The 17,354-nt window shown below is 57.3% G+C and carries 21 protein-coding genes; 8 read left to right on the top strand and 13 right to left on the bottom strand.

The features are described from left to right. Positions 1 to 99: 99 nt before the first annotated feature. Positions 100 to 1,080 (top strand): AraC family transcriptional regulator, encoded by a 981-nt coding sequence (locus Q1J88_RS03765; protein ID WP_301116165.1) that lies wholly within the window; start codon positions 100 to 102, stop codon positions 1,078 to 1,080. Between the two features lie 43 nt (positions 1,081 to 1,123). Here Q1J88_RS03765 and Q1J88_RS03760 read toward each other — a convergent pair whose 3' ends face one another. From Q1J88_RS03760 to Q1J88_RS03745, 4 genes are read right to left on the bottom strand one after another with little or no spacing between them, the layout of a single operon-like run. Further along, on the bottom strand, positions 1,124 to 1,834 hold the full coding sequence (locus Q1J88_RS03760) for an ABC transporter ATP-binding protein (RefSeq protein ID WP_301116164.1): 711 nt from the start codon (positions 1,832 to 1,834) through the stop codon (positions 1,124 to 1,126). Continuing rightward, a complete protein-coding gene (locus Q1J88_RS03755) occupies positions 1,831 to 2,586 on the bottom strand; it encodes an ABC transporter ATP-binding protein (protein WP_301116163.1) in 756 nt (251 codons plus the stop codon). The genes Q1J88_RS03760 and Q1J88_RS03755 overlap by 4 nt, the downstream gene beginning before the upstream one ends. Then, a complete protein-coding gene (locus Q1J88_RS03750) occupies positions 2,583 to 3,548 on the bottom strand; it encodes a branched-chain amino acid ABC transporter permease (protein ID WP_301116161.1) in 966 nt (321 codons plus the stop codon). Before Q1J88_RS03750 ends, Q1J88_RS03755 begins: the two co-directional genes overlap by 4 nt. A 9-nt stretch (positions 3,549 to 3,557) precedes the next feature. After that, complete coding sequence (locus tag Q1J88_RS03745; protein WP_301116159.1) at positions 3,558 to 4,478, bottom strand: branched-chain amino acid ABC transporter permease; 921 nt, start codon at positions 4,476 to 4,478, stop codon at positions 3,558 to 3,560. 152 nt (positions 4,479 to 4,630) lie between these two features. Between Q1J88_RS03745 and arsC the strand changes: the two genes are divergently transcribed. The 3 genes from arsC to Q1J88_RS03730 all read left to right on the top strand — a co-directional run bounded on the left by arsC (position 4,631) and on the right by Q1J88_RS03730 (position 6,312). Next, a complete protein-coding gene (gene arsC, locus Q1J88_RS03740; protein ID WP_301116157.1) occupies positions 4,631 to 4,969 on the top strand; it encodes an arsenate reductase (glutaredoxin) in 339 nt (112 codons plus the stop codon). 215 nt (positions 4,970 to 5,184) lie between these two features. After that, positions 5,185 to 5,622: an MbcA/ParS/Xre antitoxin family protein gene (locus Q1J88_RS03735; RefSeq protein WP_301116155.1), complete on the top strand. Its 438-nt coding sequence runs from the start codon at positions 5,185 to 5,187 to the stop codon at positions 5,620 to 5,622. 3 nt (positions 5,623 to 5,625) lie between these two features. Further along, on the top strand, positions 5,626 to 6,312 hold the full coding sequence (locus Q1J88_RS03730) for an RES family NAD+ phosphorylase (RefSeq protein ID WP_301116154.1): 687 nt from the start codon (positions 5,626 to 5,628) through the stop codon (positions 6,310 to 6,312). A gap of 41 nt (positions 6,313 to 6,353) precedes the next feature. Here the strand turns inward: Q1J88_RS03730 and Q1J88_RS03725 are convergent, their stop codons facing one another. The 3 genes from Q1J88_RS03725 to Q1J88_RS03715 all read right to left on the bottom strand — a co-directional run bounded on the left by Q1J88_RS03725 (position 6,354) and on the right by Q1J88_RS03715 (position 7,940). Beyond that, positions 6,354 to 7,244 carry a dienelactone hydrolase family protein gene (locus tag Q1J88_RS03725; protein ID WP_301116153.1) on the bottom strand — a complete coding sequence of 297 codons (891 nt, stop codon included), beginning with the start codon at positions 7,242 to 7,244 and terminating at the stop codon, positions 6,354 to 6,356. An 82-nt stretch (positions 7,245 to 7,326) separates the two neighbouring features. After that, positions 7,327 to 7,701 (bottom strand): EF-hand domain-containing protein, encoded by a 375-nt coding sequence (locus Q1J88_RS03720; protein WP_301116151.1) that lies wholly within the window; start codon positions 7,699 to 7,701, stop codon positions 7,327 to 7,329. Next, a complete protein-coding gene (locus tag Q1J88_RS03715) occupies positions 7,701 to 7,940 on the bottom strand; it encodes a glycine zipper 2TM domain-containing protein (RefSeq protein ID WP_301116150.1) in 240 nt (79 codons plus the stop codon). Before Q1J88_RS03715 ends, Q1J88_RS03720 begins: the two co-directional genes overlap by 1 nt. 222 nt (positions 7,941 to 8,162) lie before the next feature. On the opposite strand from Q1J88_RS03715, the gene cueR reads away from it, so the two are divergent. From cueR to Q1J88_RS03695, 4 genes are all read left to right on the top strand, one after another. Next, entirely contained in the window at positions 8,163 to 8,570 is a 408-nt protein-coding gene (cueR, locus tag Q1J88_RS03710) for a Cu(I)-responsive transcriptional regulator (RefSeq protein ID WP_301116149.1), read from the top strand. A 3-nt stretch (positions 8,571 to 8,573) separates the two neighbouring features. Further along, positions 8,574 to 9,551: a glutathione S-transferase family protein gene (locus Q1J88_RS03705; RefSeq protein ID WP_301116148.1), complete on the top strand. Its 978-nt coding sequence runs from the start codon at positions 8,574 to 8,576 to the stop codon at positions 9,549 to 9,551. 173 nt (positions 9,552 to 9,724) lie between these two features. Further along, the gene (locus tag Q1J88_RS03700; RefSeq protein ID WP_301116147.1) at positions 9,725 to 10,063 is read left to right on the top strand and encodes a DUF883 family protein; all 339 of its coding nucleotides are present in this window, start codon (positions 9,725 to 9,727) and stop codon (positions 10,061 to 10,063) included. Between the two features lie 2 nt (positions 10,064 to 10,065). Continuing rightward, entirely contained in the window at positions 10,066 to 10,386 is a 321-nt protein-coding gene (locus Q1J88_RS03695) for a hypothetical protein (RefSeq protein WP_301116146.1), read from the top strand. A gap of 83 nt (positions 10,387 to 10,469) precedes the next feature. Here the strand turns inward: Q1J88_RS03695 and ligD are convergent, their stop codons facing one another. The 6 genes from ligD to Q1J88_RS03665 all read right to left on the bottom strand — a co-directional run bounded on the left by ligD (position 10,470) and on the right by Q1J88_RS03665 (position 17,351). Next, entirely contained in the window at positions 10,470 to 13,052 is a 2,583-nt protein-coding gene (gene ligD, locus Q1J88_RS03690) for a DNA ligase D (protein WP_301116145.1), read from the bottom strand. A gap of 65 nt (positions 13,053 to 13,117) precedes the next feature. Further along, positions 13,118 to 14,062, bottom strand: a complete 945-nt coding sequence (locus Q1J88_RS03685; RefSeq protein ID WP_301116144.1) for a Ku protein — start codon at positions 14,060 to 14,062, stop codon at positions 13,118 to 13,120. Positions 14,063 to 14,151: 89 nt separating this feature from the next. After that, a complete protein-coding gene (locus Q1J88_RS03680; protein ID WP_301116143.1) occupies positions 14,152 to 14,334 on the bottom strand; it encodes a hypothetical protein in 183 nt (60 codons plus the stop codon). A gap of 28 nt (positions 14,335 to 14,362) precedes the next feature. Beyond that, positions 14,363 to 15,391 (bottom strand): lysylphosphatidylglycerol synthase domain-containing protein, encoded by a 1,029-nt coding sequence (locus Q1J88_RS03675; RefSeq protein ID WP_301116142.1) that lies wholly within the window; start codon positions 15,389 to 15,391, stop codon positions 14,363 to 14,365. Further along, positions 15,388 to 16,596: a cardiolipin synthase ClsB gene (gene clsB / locus Q1J88_RS03670; protein ID WP_301116141.1), complete on the bottom strand. Its 1,209-nt coding sequence runs from the start codon at positions 16,594 to 16,596 to the stop codon at positions 15,388 to 15,390. Before clsB ends, Q1J88_RS03675 begins: the two co-directional genes overlap by 4 nt. Further along, positions 16,593 to 17,351 (bottom strand): endonuclease/exonuclease/phosphatase family protein, encoded by a 759-nt coding sequence (locus Q1J88_RS03665; RefSeq protein WP_301116140.1) that lies wholly within the window; start codon positions 17,349 to 17,351, stop codon positions 16,593 to 16,595. Before Q1J88_RS03665 ends, clsB begins: the two co-directional genes overlap by 4 nt. Between the last annotated feature and the right edge of the window lie 3 nt (positions 17,352 to 17,354).

Here is a 17,354-nt window from a genome sequence, read left to right as displayed (position 1 = left end):
GATGTGTAGGTTGAATTGGCGCGGCTATCCTTTTCTGGCAAATTTGAGCCAGCTCGTGCAACATTTGCCTGTGCATTTACCGCTTATGAGGGCCGTACGATGGAACCTTGGTTTAAATCGGGCTTGACTCCGCTGTACAATGCGTCACCCCTGTTTGCATCCACAGACCCCCAAGAGGCCAAGCTGGCCACTACGGGCGCGCTGAAAGAACACGATCTGGTCTGGCGCTCCGGCAAGGTCGATTCCTTTTTACGGTGTCTGCAATTGGGAGAGGTCTCGCTTTTGTTGCTGCGCTATGGCGCGGCCGTTCACATTGCACCTGGCGAACTACGGCGTTTCCTGCTTTTTCAGGTGCCCCTGCACGGTTCGGCGCAGATCTCTGTAGGCGATTCGATAGTGGCTGCCGATTCGCGTATGGGGGCGCTGATATCGCCCACTCTTCCGATACGTCTGGACTGGAGCGAGGGCTGTGAGCAGCTACTGCTCAAGATACCGCGAGAGCGGATTGAGGCGTCGTGCAGCAACCTCCTGGGAGCGCGGCTGGACAAGCCGGTAGAGTTTTGCCCCGAGTTCGCCCTGGATACCCCGCACGGACGCTCGTGGCAGCATCAGATCAGCGCCTTGCTCTGCTGGTTCCAGCTTACAGAGAACCGTCCGCCAGGCAAGTGGGTCCATGCACAGGAAGAAACCCTGATTCAGCACTTGCTGCTCTGTCAGCGACATAACTATTCCGAGCTGTTGCAAAAGCGTAGTGGCGCCTCTCGCCGCAATGTGAGGCTGGCCGAGGAATTCATCATCGCTCATTTGCAGGACCCCCTCGACCTTGGCCGTATCGCTCAGGCCAGCGGCTCGAGCGTGCGGGGTCTTTGTGCCGCGTTCAAAGAGCACCATGGCCTGTCGCCGATGGCCTACGTGCGAGAGCAACGCATGCAGCGAGCACATATCGACCTGACGCAAGCACCACCGGGTACCCGAGTGACGGATGTCGCACTGCGCTGGGGTTTCACGCATCTGGGCCGTTTCTGCACCCGATATCGAGAGCGTTACGGGCGCACGCCCCTGGAAACCTTGCAGGCATAGGGATGGCAGTTGCTGGGGGGCGGGCCTGCCTGGCTGGTGTGGGTCAAACGCCCACGTAGCGTTCCCAGATTTCAGGCGACTGTCGCAAGGTATCCGAGCTTCCGTTCCATACCACCTGGCCGCGCTCGATGATGGTGTGCTGGTCGGCCAGCTCGATAAGCCTTTGAACGTATTTGTCTATGACCAGGGTTGTTTGCCCCATATTGCGAAGCTGGTTCAGGCATTGCCAGATCTCTTCGCGAATCAGGGGGGCCAGCCCTTCGGTCGCTTCATCAAGAATAAGCAGTTTTGGGTTGGTCATCAGGGCGCGCCCAATGGCCAGCATCTGCTGTTCGCCTCCGGAAAGCTGATTGCCCATGTTGTTTGCGCGTTCGCGCAAACGCGGAAACAGCGCAAACACGCGTTCGAGTGTCCAGGGTTGATCGGTTCCACTGCGGTTGCAAGCAAAGGCGACAAGATTTTCGCGGACCGACAGGTTGGGGAAGATATGCCTGCCTTCGGGAACTACTGCAACGCCAAGACGTGCAATGCGATCAGCGCTCCAGCGCCCGATGTCGTGTCCGTCGAAGCGGATTGTCCCACTACGGATGGGTGTCAGACCAAGTACGGAACGCACAGTGGTTGTTTTCCCCATTCCGTTACGTCCCAGCAGCGTGGCTGTCTGCCCCGCCTGGATGGTCAGGTCGATGCCAAACAGTATCTGGCTGCTGCCATAGGCGGTTTCAATGGCGTGGACTTCGAGCAAAGGTTTCATGCGCTGACCTCATCGCCCAAATAGGCCTTGCGTACTTCGGCGTTGTGGCGAATTTCGTCTGGGGTGCCCGTGGCGATGACTCTGCCCGATACCAGTACCGAGATGCGATCGGCCAACTGGAACACGGTCTCCATGTCGTGCTCGACGAGCAGTACAGACAGTTCTTCGCTAAGCGATTGCACGAGCGGCATCAGACTGCGAGACTCTTTGGGGCCCATGCCTGCCATGGGCTCATCGAGCAGCAACAGACGGGGACGTGTTGCAAGGGCCAGCCCGACTTCAAGCAGGCGCTGCTCCCCGTGGGCCAGGTTTCCCGACAAGGTGTCAAGGCGTCCGCCAAGACCGATTTTATCGGCCAGGGCGCGCGCTTCGTCAATGACCCGAGATTCTGACATTGCCGGTCGCCAGAACCGCATGCTGGAACCCGACCTTGCCTGAACCGCCAAAGCAAGGTTATCCAGGACGGTGCATTGACGAAAGATGTTGGTAATTTGGTAAGAGCGTGCAAGGCCCCGATGAACACGCTGGTTCATGGGAAGATGCGTGATGTCTTTGCCCTGAAAAATGATGTTGCCCTCGTCGGGGCTGAGGCCGCCGGAGATTTGCTGGATAAGGGTGGTCTTGCCGGCGCCGTTCGGGCCGATGATGGCATGGGTTTCGCCTTCGATAACCGTCAGGTCGAGGTGATCGGTGGCCAGGATGCCGCCGTAGCGACGCACCAGACCACGTAACTCGAGTAGTGGTGCTGTCATGACCTGACTCCGGTAGCGCCTTCGGTTCTGCGCAAGGTAAGGCTGGCCAATCCGTTGGGCAGGAACAGCACAATGGCCAGCAGGATGAAGCCAAGGTAAAAGGCCCAGTGGGTGGTGTACGCCATGAGTATTTCTTCGAGCAAGAGCAAGGTCACGGCGCCGATGACCCCGCCAAAGAAGTATCCCAGCCCACCCACCAGTACCATGACCATCAGTGTGCCCGATTGCATCCAGTGCAATTGGCTGGGACTGGCCATGTAGTTCTGGTTGGCGAACAGTGCGCCTCCGAGTGCGGCTATGGCGCCCGCTATCACGAAGGCAACCAGCTTGTAACGAAACACCGGGTATCCAATGGCCAGCATGCGTGTTTCGTTTTCGCGTATGCCCTGCAACACGCGACCGAACCTGGCATTGATGAGGCGATGCATGAAAAAGAGTACCAGCACCGTCAGGACCAGGCAGACATAGTAAAAGACCGTGTCGGAAGCCAGATCCAGAACGAAGGAAGACCGTCTTGTAATGGCCAGCCCGTCGTCACCCCCGTAGCTTCGTAGCGATACAAAGATGTAATAGGTCATTTGCGCAAAGGCCAGGGTGATCATGATGAAATACACGCCTCGTGTGCGCAGGCAGACAAGTCCGATCAGGAAGGCCAGTGCTGCGCCCAATAACACGGCGGCGGGCCAGCTGATCCATGCCGACGCAATGTCGTGATACATGAGTATGGCCACCACGTAGGCCCCGGCCCCAAAATAGGCGGCATGACCCAGACTGACCATGCCGCCAAAGCCCAGGATGAGATTGAGGCTGGAGGCAACCAGGGCGAAGATGATCAGGCGAGAGCCAAAACTGATGTAGAAATCCTGGCCGAAGAATGTGGCCACGGGTGGGAAGGCGAAAAGCAGGACCAGCAGGACAGCCATCCAGGGACCTGACAGACGGTGGTGCAAAGTACTGTGCATGGTGGCTCCTTAGCTGCGGGCAGGGAACAGGCCTTCTGGCTTGAAGAACAGCACTGCGGCCATAAGGAGATAGATCAGTATTGAAGCCAGCGCCGGCCCCAGACTTGACGCCACAGCTGGCGGCATGACTGCGTGCAACATTGAAGGCAGCAGCGTCCGGCTGATGGTGTCTACGCAGCCGACAAGTATTGAGCCGATGAGTGCACCGCGAATGGAGCCGATTCCACCCACCACAATCACCACGAAAGCCAGTATCAATATGCTCTCGCCCATGCCTACCTGAACCGACAATATCGTTCCCAGCAAGGCACCTGCAATGGCGCACAGCGCGGCACCGAAGGCAAAGAGCAATGTGAATATGGTTTTTATGTTTACGCCCATGGCGGTTGCCATTTCGCGGTTCGAGGCGCCGGCGCGAACCCGCATGCCCACCCGCGTTTTGGTAACCAGCACATATAGGGCCGCTGCAACGGCCAGCCCCGTGACAATGATGAACAGACGGAACGATGAGTAATAAAAGCCCGGCATTATCTGGACGGGCTCCGAGAGCAGGGCAGGGGTGTTGAGGCGCAGGGGCTGTTCGCCCCACACCATACGTGCGCCTTCATTGAAAATCAGTATCAGTGCGAAGGTGGCCAACACCTGGGACATGTGGTTGCGCTGGTACAGCCTTCGAAAGACCAGAACTTCGAGGATGACCCCCGCCACCATGGTTGCTGCCACCGCCAGCAACAAACCCAGCCAGAACGAATCGGTAGCCATGACAAAAGACGCAGCGAAATACGCGCCCAGCATGTAAAGGGAACCGTGGGCAAGGTTGATGAAATCCATGATGCCGAAGACGAGCGTCAGGCCCGCCGCCAGCAAGAACAGCATGAGGCCGAACTGGAGCCCGTTCAGCGCCAGCTCGATCAACAGCGTCAGCTCCATTCTTGTCTCCGGTGTATTTGTTTTAAGCTTTAATTGTTGAAGTCCGCAGGACCGAAATAGGGTATTACAGCGCGGCGCAAGAATGCAATATTCCTGCTCGTATAGAATCACTGCAATACTTTGCAGTGGTTTTCATACGGAGTACATAGGCAATGACCACCATCTACCACAACCCGCGATGCAGTACCTCTCGCAACACGCTTCAAAAATTGATCGACGCCGGTCGTCAGCCCGAAGTCATTGAGTACCTCAAGACACCTCCGACCCGCGATCAGCTTGCAACATTGATTCGCGATGCGGGTTTGTCGCCACGTCAGGCCATTCGTACAAAAGAGGCGGTGTATTCCGAACTGGGCTTGCAGGACGCCACCGACGAAGAGCTGCTGGACGCCATGGCAGCCAACCCCATTCTTATCAACCGGCCTTTTGTAGTCACAGAAAAAGGTACGCGTCTGGCCCGACCGATTGAATCGGTGGACGAGATCCTGTAGCCACTTTGCAGAGCGGGTGGCCAAGGCGGCACCACAATGTTGGTTTGCTTCGGTGATCTTCGAGTCGATGCCCGCGGCGTAGTCTCGAAGTGATGGGTGCATCAGATCGAACTCCAGAACCTTGGTGCTGGCCGATGCTGTCTTGAGCTATAAGCCACTGAAAAGGTGGATTTTTCCGGTTTTGGAGGATAAAATAACCGCAACCGGAGAAAACCATGACAGCCGCCTTCGCTTACCCCTATAGCCGCTTCGAGCCCGCGCCCATCGTCGACCTCAACGCCAGGTCTGTGCGCCAGCGTCTGTCTGGTTCCGCCTTAAAGGGTTTTTTCAAGCTCGCACAAGCCTGGAATCTGCGAGACGAGGACGCGTGCGTGCTTTTGGGCGGGGTCTCCAGCAGCTCGTATTACGAGTGGAAAAAAAACCCTCAGCGAGTCCTCGAAGTCGACAGGCTCACGCGCATTTCGTACCTGCTGGGCATCTATAAATCCCTTCATATTCTTTATGGCGACGACCTCGCCGACAAATGGGTACACATGCCTAATCGCAATGTGTTGTTTGGCGGGCGCACGCCCCTGGCCTACATGATGGAAGGGGGGCTGCTGGCCATGCAGGCCGTCAGGCAGTTGCTCGACGCCAGGCGCGGAGGTGTTTAGCTCGTGCCAGCGCTGCCGCCCACAGCGTTGGTACGCCAGCTCGATACTTACCGGCTGCTTCCGTCCCGCTTTGCCGATCAGGAAGATTCGGTTCTGGCCGCTTTGTCCGAAAGTGCCGATCATCTTGCTGACCTGTTTGTTCTTGATAACGCCACCAACCAGCGCTTGCGCGCCGAGCGCGGCGGCCTGGCCGGCATCGGAATAGATGAGCTCGTCTTTGGCGTGCCGAATTTTCGCATTGTCAACGCCGCCTTCACGTATCCCAGGCCCGAGGGCAGCCGTTTCAACACCGGCGAACGGGGCGCCTGGTATTGCGCTTTCGACGTGCAAACCGCGTTGGCCGAAATCGTGTTTCATAAAACGGTCGAATACGCCGAGATCGACTATTTTCACGATAGCGTCAGCTACCAGGCGCTGCTGGCCGACTTCAGCGCCGAGTTCCACGACCTGCGCGACGCACCGCTTTATGCCGGGTGCCTCGATCCTTTCAGCTATGTCACTTCGCAAGAGCTTGCGCAGCGGCTGCTCGACGCCGGCTCGATGGGCGTGGTCTATCCCAGCGTACGCCGCCCGGCCGGAACGAACCTGGCCTGTTTCCGGCCCGCACTGGTAGGTAATGTCAGGCGTGGCCCAGCCTATAGTCTGACCTGGTCCGGGCCGCCTGAACCTGTTATCGAGCAGATCTCCTGAGGCCGGGTGCGCATCGCCGTCCCTGATTGCCTGATGCCCGATCAGGACGTCAGATGTTTCTTGAAGAACTCAAGCGTTCGTTGCCAGGCCAGCCTGGCCGCATCCTCGTCATACCTGGGCGTCGTGTCGTTGTGGAAACCATGCTGGGTGCCATCGTAAAAGTAGGCCTGGTAATCCACATTGTTTGTTTTCAGAATTTCTTCAAAGGCTGGCCAGCCGGCATTGACTCGGTCATCGTTGCCGGCAAAATGAAGCAGCAACGGTGACGAAACCTTGAGTGCGTCGTTTGCGGTGGGTGCCGGACCGTAGAAGGGAACGGCAGCCGCCAGATCGGTGTGGCGGGCGGCCAGCTTGTTGACCACTCCGCCGCCATAACAAAAACCGACGGCGCCGTAGCGTCCATTGCACCGCGGATGATTCTTGATGAAATCTGCCGCAGCGAACAGGTCTTCGTGCGTCTTGCCCTGATCCAGCTCTGCGAACATCGCCCGCGCTTTGTCCTCGTCGCCCGGGTAGCCGCCGTGAGGCGCCAGAGCATCCGGGGCAAATGCCATATAGCCTTCGAGTGCGAGTCGGCGGGCCACGTCCTCGATATACGGGTTCAGACCACGGTTCTCGTGATACACCACGACTGCCGGCAACTTCTCGGCACCCCCAGAGGGCAGAACCAGATATCCCTGCATGGTCGCGCTGCCGCTCGGCGAAGGGTATTCGACCCGGCTTGCACGGATACGGCTGTCAGACTCCTCTACCTGTATGGCCCAGGCAAAGTTGGGGGTCAGGCTGTCCAGCAACGCTGTTGCCGTGATTCCTCCTACGGCGTAGCGGGAGGCCTGCCTCAAGAACCCTCGACGAGTCAGGGTGCCATGAACATATTGATCGAACAGCTTCAGAACGGCAGGGTGAAACTCAGAGGCTTTCTTGCGGCTCATGCTGATTCTCCGGTAAGGCACCGGTGACGGCCCTCTACTTGGGAATCAGCGAGCCGCCCCTTGGCGCGGTCAGGTTGCCATGCTAGGGCTGAAGCACGCCATCACCGTCATAATCATGTCGGTCGAAGTCGCGCATGGTATGTGCTATGAATTCATCAAGCGTAAGTTCGCCATCGTTGTTCGCGTCTACCGCATCAAATTGCTCGGCGCTCAGGACGGCACTGGCTTCGGCCTTGCTCAGACGCTTGTTGCCGTCGGTATCCAGCTTGTTGAACGATTCGCGCATGAATGCTTCGTATTCGTCGCGGCTCACGCCTCCGTCTCCGTTCCGATCAAGCTGCTTGAAGTGTTCTGGTGTCAGCTCGACCTGTGGGGTGGCCTGGGCATGTACGGTACCAGCCAGCGCCAGCGACATGCCCATCGTAAGCGCCAAAGGCAGTAAATGGCTCTTTTTCATTATTTGCATCCCATCCGATTTCCAAGATAACCGCCCGCACCGATTCCTACCGCAGTAGCGGCGGTTCGACCCGTTCCACCTCCGATAGTGCTGCCGAGCAAGCCGCCGACAATCGCGCCGCCTACCGTACCGGCAATACAGTTGAATTCGGAGTTTCGGGCCTGGCCGTTGGAGGGTGTCTGGCATGCCGTCAACACTGTCATGCCGGCTAACGCAAGGATTAACGTTGCTATTTTCATGTCTCTTCCCGAGGACAGTTTTCGAATAATCGTGTGCTGGATTTCAGCGCATGGAAATGCGAGCAAATACCAACTTTTTCATATTCAGCTTTATATACGAAAACGGGCGCACCTTAAAGAGTTCTCCAGGCTTTGCGCAAGAGGTCGCAAGATTAACCTTTACCTCGTGGTAAGGTTAGTGAAGAGTTCATGTCTCGGGAATATTGAAGCGGAGGTGCTTTTATGAATATAGGACAGGCAGCCGAGGCTTCGGGAGTTACGGCGAAAATGATACGCTACTATGAAAGCGTGGGTCTGATGCCGGCGGCCCAAAGGTCTCCTTCGGGCTATCGTCAATACGGAGAAACCGAGGTTCAGACACTCCGTTTTATCAAACGGGCACGTGATCTTGGCTTTTCGCTGGATAGAATCCGAACCCTGATTGGCCTCTGGAAGGACAAAGACCGGAAGAGCCACGATGTGAAGCGGCTGGCTCATCAGTACATTGCCGAGCTCGACCAGGACATCGCCAAACTTCAGTCCATTCGAGACCAGTTGCAGGTTCTGGCAAATTGCTGCCAGGGCGACGACCGTCCCGATTGCCCCATCCTCGAGGAGCTATCGGGTTTCGATATTTCTGACAATAGGTGATCCATGGGCTTACTGGTAGATGGACAATGGACCGATCAATGGTATGACACCAAACGCACGGGCGGGCGATTTGTTCGTAGCGAAGCGCAGTTCCGCAATTGGATCACGGCAGACGGGTCGGCCGGGCCTACCGGCCAGAGTGGCTTCAAGGCCGAGGCAGGCCGTTATCACCTGTATGTCTCGCTTGCTTGTCCGTGGGCGCATCGCTGCCTGATCTTCCGTGCGATCAAAAAGCTCGATCCCATGATTGGCCTGTCTGTGGTTAACCCCCTGATGGGGCGCGACGGCTGGACCTTCACCCCGGATGAGGGCGTAATCCCCGACCATGTCAATCATGCAAGTTTCCTTCACCAGCTCTATACCCTGGCGCAGCCCGCCTACACGGGGCGAGTGACGGTTCCGGTGCTATGGGATACGCAGCGTCGCACCATAGTCAGTAACGAGTCTTCAGAAATCATACGCATGTTCAACAGTGCGTTCGACTCGATTGGTGCAGCGCCCGGTGATTACTATCCGGAATCGCTACGGGCCGACATTGACGAGATCAATGCGCTTGTCTACGACAAGATCAATAACGGTGTGTACAAAGCCGGATTTGCGACAACTCAGGAGGCCTACGAGCAGGCGGTCAACGAGCTTTTCGACGCACTTGAACAGGTGGAACGGCGGTTATTGAAGCAGCGTTATCTTGCAGGCAACACGTTGACCGAGGCTGACTGGCGATTATTCACCACCTTGTTGCGCTTTGATCCGGTCTATTACAGCCATTTCAAGTGTAACTACAAGCGTATTGTTGATTTTCCTGCATTGTGGGGATACACGCGCGAGCTCTACCAATACCCGGGTGTGGCCCCCACGGTGAACATGCGGCACATCAAAGGCCATTACTATCGTAGCCATACCCAGATCAACCCCACCGGCATCGTACCTGCAGGGCCGCAGCTGGATCTCACTACGCCTCACCAGCGCGATCGGGTTTAGGTCTGCCTTGCGGGCAGGCCCGATCCTTTCCTGCATTCCGATCGGGGCTACACGTCCGGAATCGACAGTTCCCAGTCGAGCGGTTCCGGATCTCTGTCGACCGGCATACGGATTGCTGCTGTTTACCCTGATGGCTGCTCATACCGGGCAGTTCAGGCAAACAAGGAGCAATCATGGCCCGAAACCCACAACGCGAAGACGTCCTGGAAAAGCGCGATGAAGTCGTAGCCAATCTGCGTGATCTGATCAGCAGCGCGGATGAACTTCTCCGCACTACAGCTAGTTATGGCGGATCAGAAGTCGAGGCGGCTCGCGAGCGGTTGAAGAAGCAGCTCGACGTGGCGCGCCAGGAAGCCGGAAACTACGGTCACTCCCTTAAAGAGAGTTATCACGCTGTGTCTCGCGCTACCGATCAATGCGTTCATGAACATGCCTGGAAGGCGGTTTGTGTCGCCGGCGTCATCGGCCTGCTGTTAGGCAAGTGCATGTCCTCCGACAGTTCCAGGAGGTAAACATGACGATTCACAACCCAGACTCTGATGCCGGCGAGCGCCAGTTGAATGAAAAAAAGCCCGCCAGCGAAAAACTGGCACGTGAACAAGGGTCGCGTACGTCGAATTCCGGCGGGTCACCCGAGTCCATGCGCAGTCCCGACAGGCTGGCCAAGCCAGATAGGCAAGAAGCGCAGGAAACCAACAATCAAAAGCGCACGGTCGGAAATCATCCCGCCGATCCCAACAGGCAGGGGGCGGATTGGAACCTCCTGCCTCCGGGCATCACTGACGAAGACGTGCGAGATCCCGGAGGTATGGAAGATCGCGAAAAATCGGACTGAGAGCCAGCAAGGGGGCCGGGCCGCCGGCTCCATGTTGGTGGGGACACTGGAGACAAGTGGGCTGCAATGCCCAGAGCGGATCGTCACCCTTTCAACTCTTTGCGAAAAGCCAGACGAAGCGTTTTTTGGCTTGAAGCGTACGCTTGCCAGGGGTCCAGTCCCTGCATGCGGCGATGCTTCAGGGCGTTCTGTATGTTGAAGTACGACGCACGCATATCCTTCTTTGGGTCCAGCTCCTCCCAAGCTACCGGCATGGATACCGGTGCGCCCTGGCGCGCTCGGGCCGAGAAGGCAGCGATTGCCGTGGCGCCTCTGCCATTGCGCAGATAATCCACGAAAACCACGCCTTTTCGCCTCGCCTTTGAAACGCTGGCCGTGAATTGGTTGGGAGCTTCCCGGGCCAGATAGGCTGCCAATGCGCGCGAAAATTCCTTGACGGTGTCCCAGGGATGGGAGGGCTTGATGGGAGCCACCAAGTGCAATCCTTTTCCACCCGTGGTCTTGAGAAATGGCGTCAGGCCGGCATCTTCCATGAGGCGTTGTACCAGACGAGCGGCAACGACAACATCGGCCCACGGAATGTCGGGATCGGGATCCAGATCCAGCGTAATGCGATCAGGGTTTTCTGGCTTGGGCAGCGATGAGCCCCAGGTGTGAAACTCGATGACACCGTACTGGACGAGTTCTAGCAGGCCCCGTTCATTCTCGACAACGATTTGTTCGTCGTCCAGAGCGACACCTGGGGGCAGCTTGCCACGCAGGTGTTTCTGAAAAAAACAGGTCTGGTTGGTGCCTTGGGGGCAGCGTAGCAGGGCAATGCGCCGACTCTTCAGATGGGGCAGTATCCATTCGCAAGCCTCGGCATAATAAGTGACAAGATCCAGTTTGCTGCGATCCGGCTTTGTGTAGATGATGCGGTCGGGATGAGTGACCTTTACATCTTCGACGCTAACCGGGCCACCCATTGCGGAGCGGCTCGCCTTCGACTTGCCCCTTGAGTTCTTGCCGTCGACGCGCTTGTCTGCGTTGGCATCGGCTTCAACAGTCTCGATGGACGCCATTTCCTCGCCGGTCACTGCCGAGGCTGGTTTATCTTCACGCAGCCCCCGAAAGGATGCTTGCCGAAGAAGCCCGTCGTCTGTGCGATCGGCGTAGTCTACTTCCACAATCAGCTTTGGTGTCACCCACTGAATGTCGTTGTTCCCCCTTCCATACCGCCCATTGGATTCGACGGGGCCGGTAAAAGGGCTGGTTTTGCGGTGAAGCGGCTTGAGTTTGTCATGCATCTGTTCCAGGGCTTGCTGATTGAAACCCGTGCCAACACGTCCCGCATAGCTCAGCCGTTTGCCGTCGCGCAATCCCACCAGCAAGGAACCAAAATGCGAGCGCGATCCGGACGGCGCGGAGTAGCCTCCCACCACGAACTCCTGGTGTGGGCGGCACTTGAGCTTCAACCATGTCTTGCTGCGGCCCGAAACGTAGGGCGAATCCGATTTCTTGCATATCAGGCCTTCAAGACTCAGGCGACAGGCTTCGGTCCATGCGGACTCTCCTTCAGTATCGCTTGCAACATCCAGCATCTGCGTGAGCATGATCGGCGCGTTGGCAGGCACCGGTTCAAGCAGGTCTGCCAGCCGTTGCTGACGCTCGGATAGCGGGAACTGGCGCAGGTCGATGCCATTCCAGAAGGGGAGGTCAAATGCCACGAAAACCAGATCTTTGGCGTTTCCATCCAGCGCCTGCTGTAACGCCTGGAAGTTGCTGATGCCCCGGTCGTCGAAACAGACGACCTCGCCATCGATCCAGCCTTCTCCCAAGTCCAGGTCGGCCAAATCCTTGACCAGATTCTTCATTCGTGCGTTCCAGCTCTTGCCATTGCGACTCAACAGGCTGACCTTGCCGCGTTCGAAGCGGCAGACAATGCGATAGCCGTCGTACTTGACCTCGTATGACCAACCTTTTCCTGCCGGGGGGCGGTCAACAAGTGTCGCCAGTTGCGGCTCCAAGGTTGTAGGCAAGGAAGCTTTCGACGTCCTGGATTCCGCTTCTGCTTTCGGCTTAGGTGTCCTTCCCGCGGCTGATTTCCTGGCAGATTTCCTTGAAGTCCTGGCGGTCGCTTTCGTCGCGGAGCTTGTGGCCGCCATGGAAACCGGGTCTCCGTCGCGTTCGGCGTCGTGGCCCGGTACGGCATGTTCGTCTTCGAGCTTGCGCAGAAGCCATTGCTCGCTTTGTTTGCCTGTACGAACCAACAGCCAGCGGCCTTGCAGGCCGCCGTCCAGCTGAAACTTGAGTCGTCCTTTTGCAAGCGCTTCGACAGGATCGGACTCGGGCGTCCAGCGGCCCTTGTCCCAGATTTCGACCCGGCCCGCGCCGTATTGCCCTCGCGGGATCTCTCCTTCGAACTTTGCATATTCCAATGGATGATCTTCTACGTGAACGGCCAGGCGTTTGACAGAGGTGTCGAGGGAGGGCCCTTTGGGGACGGCCCAACTGACGAGCACCCCATTTATTTCGAGACGAAAATCGTAGTGGAGGCGTCGCGCCTGGTGGCGCTGTATGACGTAGCTGGGACGAGACGACCCTTTTTGTTTACGGGCAGCACCCTTCGGTTCCGCTGTCACGTCAAAATCGCGCTTTTCGCGATAGGTTTGCAAAGCTTGCTTCAAGAAAAACTCCTCGCGACACGTGCAGCTGCGCAACCCGGGCGGGTGGCGAGGCGGGTGGCGTTATGTCAGGCGCTTTTTTTCTTGCGCGCTGTAGTCGATGCGGTTTTCCGGCTGGAGGACGACTTTTTGGCCGCCGATTTTTTGCTTGCGGTCTTGCTCGTCTTTCGTGCCGGCCGGTTTTCGGATTTTTTTCCGGTGCCCGTTGATTTTCGGGATGAATCCTTGCGTTCATCTATGCTGCGCTGCAGCATAGACATGAGATCAATCACTTTTCCGGATTGCCGTCTGGGCGGGGAATCCGTTTCGTCCACTGCATGGGTGCGTCCCGATTCGATCTTTTCCTCGATGGTCGCAATCAGGTCGTCGCGATATTCATCGCGATATAGTTCCGGGTCCCACGGGGCAGTCATGTCTTCGAGCAGACGGGACGCCATTTCCATTTCGCGAGCGCTTGGCGCGCTTTCCTTGCCCGTCGGAATGTCGAGCTCCCCGGCGTCGCGGATCTCGTCTGCATACCGCATGGTCACAAGCATCAGGACGTCATCCAAAGGCAGAATTGCGGCGAGATACTGTCGCGTGTGCAAGACTACTGATGCGAGGGCGATCAGGCCGCTTTTCCTCAGTACCTCGCGAAAAAGAGCATAGCCCTTTGCGCCTCGCTTGTCAGGAGCCAGGTAGTAGGGCGTGTCGAAATAGTAAAGGGGAACTTCATCGGCCTTGACGAAGCTGAGCACATCCACGGACTGGGTGGCCGCCGTATTCGCGCGCTTGAAATCTTCGTCACTCAGAAAGACGTAATCACCTTTTTCGTATTCGTAGCCTTTGACGATATGTTCGCTGTCGATGGGCTTGCCGGTCCGTTTGTTGATGCGTTGATACCCGACCGGGGCGTTGTCCCGCTTATCGATCCAGTCGAAATCCAGTCGTGTGACGCGGGTGGCGGCATGAAGAACAATAGGGACGTTTACCAAGCCGAAGGCAATGGCGCCTTTCCAGATGACGCGAGCCATAAGTTCGTCCTCTTAAAAAGATAGATCTGCCATCGGCCAGCAAATAACATGCCGGCCGAACTGCCTTCAGAACAACGGATATCCTCCGGTCAGTGACCCGTCCCTTTCGGCCCCTGCGGTCGATTGCTCTGTTGATCCTGACCGGAGCCGATCTGGCTGGTGTGACCGTCCTTCTTGCTTCGGTTCTGTTGCGTGCCGTGACTCTTTTGCTCTTCTCGACGCGTATCGTCTTGCTGGATTTCAGACTCCGGCTGGGTTTTGCGAGTTGTCATGTTCATCTCCATTCATGCCCGGACAAAACTAGCGAGAGGGCGCAGCGATCTGCCGCGATTCGGCGAGGTCGCTGCGCTTGACCGACTTTCCGCGTTTGGGCTGCGGTCTGGTTCCGCGAAGGCGCGCTTCGGTGATCAGATAGGCGGGCAACGCGAGGGTCAGGGGTACTATGCAATAGACGATGCGATAGGTCAGTACTGCAGCCAGAACCTCGTGGGCGGGTATAGTACCTGCAAGCGCCCCGACGAATATCGCTTCGGTTACGCCCAATCCTCCCGGTATATGCGCAATCACCGCCGCAATGCTGCAAAAAAGCAAAACCCCCAGAACGGCTGTGTACTCAACCTGTTGCCCTAAAAGAATATAAATTATTGCGCCCATCAGTGACCACGAGACGGCGGCCAGACCGCATTGCGCCAGAGCCAGCTTTACAGGGGGCAGCTCGATACGATGGCGCCGCAACGTCCAGGACCGGCGTTTCGAAAATGCACACATGGCCAGGTATACAAGTACTGCTGCAACCATTCCCAGGCCTATGAGCTGCAGCAGGGTACTTCCAATATCCCATTTGCCAGGCAGAGGTACGGCACCGATCATGAAAAGCAGGCCAGCCAGCCACCCATATCCAATCCAGTTGGTCAGGGTACTGAAGGCAACGACTTTGCCTGCAATGGCCGCGCGAACACCAAGCCGATGATACAGACGGAACCGTATGGCTACGCCTCCAACCAGTACACCCAGGTTGAGGTTCATGGCATAGCTGAGCGACGAGATGCCCATTACCTTCCAGAAGGGCAGCGGCGTTCCGGCGTACCGCTTGGCCAGCAGGTCGAAGGTTGTATAAACCAGGTGACCAACTATCGCTATGCCCATGGCGAGTGCCAACGTGGGAGCGCCTATGCCGCGGGCTGACTGCAACACTTCTCCCCAGTCCAGTTTACGGGCCAGGTTGAACAGGAGGATGATGACGGCAACGACCATGATGGCGGTCAAAGCCTTGGTAACAAGCGGCCATCGAATCCGTTTTAATGTCGCTCGGGCAAATTGTGAAGTCATGCCGGCTCCTGGGTGCCGTCGTCGGTAATGGTGTCCACACTCACTGTTTCCAGCCGTGGCTTATGAGCAGGCAGGCTGCCTGCCCAGGCTGGAAACCGCCGTAAAAAGTGAAACACCAGAACGCTGGTCCATGGACGCTGCAGTCGTCCTCTTTCAGCCCGGGGCTCTGCGATCCTGCGGCAGTGATTCGCGATCAATTGTTCGAGATTATCCCGAAGCACCCTGTTGAAGGTCCGATCATGAATGATGACATTGGCTTCGAGGTTCAAGGCAAGGCTGAAAGGGTCGAGATTGCTGGACCCCACAGTTGACCATTGACCATCGATGCAAGCCACTTTCCCGTGCAGGGGGCGGTCGCAATACTCGTAAATCTGTACTCCGGCCGATTCCAGGTAGTCATAAAGCATTTCGGCTGCCTTTTGAGCAAAACGCATGTCTGGCTCCCCTTGCAGGATCAGCCGCACTTTTACTCCACGCTTCGCTGCATTGACCAGCTCACGCAGCAAACGATAGCCGGGAAAGAAATACGCATTGGCAATGAGGACATCTGTGCTCGCTGCACGAATTGCTACGCGATACGCATTTTCGATGGTTGTCGGGTTGGCATCGTTATCCCGGACGATCAGGCGCCCGCTGGCATCTCCGGTTGGCGGAGCCAGACGGGACGGCCGACGCCATCTGCGGCGCCCGACCCTTGCCGCCTTCAACATGCCGCGTGCAAAGTTGGCGATGTCCGTAGCCAGAGGTCCACGCACCTCGACGGCGTAATCTTGCTTGGCCATAGGACCAAATTCAGCAAGATGGTCGATGGAAAAGTTGATGCCTCCGATAAAGGAGATCTCGCCGTCTATGGCGACGATCTTGCGATGCATGCGTCGGAACAAGTTGGTCCGTACGCCCAGCAAGCGCGGCCGGGGATCGAAGACATGCAACCGTACCCCGGCGTCTGCAAGGCCTTTTATGAACTCTTCGGATAATGTGTCGGAGCCATAGCCATCGACGGTGATGTCGACCTGAACGCCGCGGTTCGCAGCGTCAATGACGACTTTCCTCAGTTCGCGACCAACCTTGTCATCGAAAAGTATGAAGGTTTCTATGAGCACTTCCGTCCTGGCACTGGCAATCGCCTCGAAGACTCGCGGGTAGTAGGCTTCTCCATTTTCCAGCAGCAAAAACTCGTTGCCGTCCCTCCATGGGCTGTTCATACGATCACCTCCGCAACCAGGGGTAAATGATCTGAAAGTCCGTTCCAGGGACGCCTCGCCATGGGGACGGGACGCGCCTCGGCCACGTTGCCGACGTAGATGCGGTCGAGCCTCAACAATGGGCAGCGTGCCGGGAAGGTGCGGATGGGCAGACCACCGGCCTGCGCGAAAACCTCGACAAGACCGCAGTCGCGCAGGTGTCTTCCTGCCTTTAGCCGCCAGTCGTTGAAATCGCCGGCAACTATGACCGGCTCGCCCTCGGGAACGGTGCTGCGCACCAATTCGCACAAGCTGCTCAGTTGGCGTCTGCGATGGGTTTCGCGCAGGCCAAGATGCACACACACAGCATGCAGGCGCAAGCCATTTCCGGGTGCCTCAAGGACACAGTGCAATAGTCCGCGGGCTTCATGACGGCTGACGCTGATGTCGTGATTATCGTAGGTGGTGATAGGGTATTTGGAAAGCACCGCGTTTCCATGATGGCCTGCCGGATACACGGCGTTTCGCCCATAGGCGAAATCTGACCAGATGCTGTCGGCAAGATACTCGTAATGCGAAGTGGTGGGCCATCCATGAAGGCGTGCAGCATGCCGGTGGTGTTCACCCAGAACTTCCTGCAAAAAAATGATGTCAGGAGCCGTACTGCGAATCGCATCGCGAAGTTCGCTCAGGACAAAGCGCCGGTTGAATATGGTAAAGCCCTTATGTACGTTGACGGTCAATACCTTGACTGTCTGCCCGGTTCCTTCTGGCATGCA

The organism is Pusillimonas sp. (assembly GCF_029263785.1).
GTDB lineage: Bacteria > Pseudomonadota > Gammaproteobacteria > Burkholderiales > Burkholderiaceae_B > Pusillimonas.
This window is presented reverse-complemented; position numbering and strand designations above follow the sequence as displayed.

Excerpts from the sequence above, each read along its gene's own strand:
- Q1J88_RS03720 (WP_301116151.1), bottom strand. The coding sequence starts at position 7,701 with ATGAAAAAGAGCCATTTACTGCCTTTGGCGCTTACGATGGGCATGTCG.
- Q1J88_RS03680 (WP_301116143.1), bottom strand. The coding sequence starts at position 14,334 with ATGACAACTCGCAAAACCCAGCCGGAGTCTGAAATCCAGCAAGACGAT.
- Q1J88_RS03715 (WP_301116150.1), bottom strand. The coding sequence starts at position 7,940 with ATGAAAATAGCAACGTTAATCCTTGCGTTAGCCGGCATGACAGTGTTG.
- Q1J88_RS03750 (WP_301116161.1), bottom strand. The coding sequence starts at position 3,548 with ATGCACAGTACTTTGCACCACCGTCTGTCAGGTCCCTGGATGGCTGTC.
- Q1J88_RS03700 (WP_301116147.1), top strand. The coding sequence starts at position 9,725 with ATGGCCCGAAACCCACAACGCGAAGACGTCCTGGAAAAGCGCGATGAA.
- clsB (WP_301116141.1), bottom strand. The coding sequence starts at position 16,596 with ATGAACAGCCCATGGAGGGACGGCAACGAGTTTTTGCTGCTGGAAAAT.
- Q1J88_RS03675 (WP_301116142.1), bottom strand. The coding sequence starts at position 15,391 with ATGACTTCACAATTTGCCCGAGCGACATTAAAACGGATTCGATGGCCG.
- Q1J88_RS03695 (WP_301116146.1), top strand. The coding sequence starts at position 10,066 with ATGACGATTCACAACCCAGACTCTGATGCCGGCGAGCGCCAGTTGAAT.
- Q1J88_RS03745 (WP_301116159.1), bottom strand. The coding sequence starts at position 4,478 with ATGGAGCTGACGCTGTTGATCGAGCTGGCGCTGAACGGGCTCCAGTTC.
- Q1J88_RS03765 (WP_301116165.1), top strand. The coding sequence starts at position 100 with ATGGAACCTTGGTTTAAATCGGGCTTGACTCCGCTGTACAATGCGTCA.
- Q1J88_RS03735 (WP_301116155.1), top strand. The coding sequence starts at position 5,185 with ATGACAGCCGCCTTCGCTTACCCCTATAGCCGCTTCGAGCCCGCGCCC.
- Q1J88_RS03685 (WP_301116144.1), bottom strand. The coding sequence starts at position 14,062 with ATGGCTCGCGTCATCTGGAAAGGCGCCATTGCCTTCGGCTTGGTAAAC.
- cueR (WP_301116149.1), top strand. The coding sequence starts at position 8,163 with ATGAATATAGGACAGGCAGCCGAGGCTTCGGGAGTTACGGCGAAAATG.
- Q1J88_RS03755 (WP_301116163.1), bottom strand. The coding sequence starts at position 2,586 with ATGACAGCACCACTACTCGAGTTACGTGGTCTGGTGCGTCGCTACGGC.
- Q1J88_RS03725 (WP_301116153.1), bottom strand. The coding sequence starts at position 7,244 with ATGAGCCGCAAGAAAGCCTCTGAGTTTCACCCTGCCGTTCTGAAGCTG.
- Q1J88_RS03665 (WP_301116140.1), bottom strand. The coding sequence starts at position 17,351 with ATGCCAGAAGGAACCGGGCAGACAGTCAAGGTATTGACCGTCAACGTA.
- arsC (WP_301116157.1), top strand. The coding sequence starts at position 4,631 with ATGACCACCATCTACCACAACCCGCGATGCAGTACCTCTCGCAACACG.
- Q1J88_RS03705 (WP_301116148.1), top strand. The coding sequence starts at position 8,574 with ATGGGCTTACTGGTAGATGGACAATGGACCGATCAATGGTATGACACC.
- Q1J88_RS03760 (WP_301116164.1), bottom strand. The coding sequence starts at position 1,834 with ATGAAACCTTTGCTCGAAGTCCACGCCATTGAAACCGCCTATGGCAGC.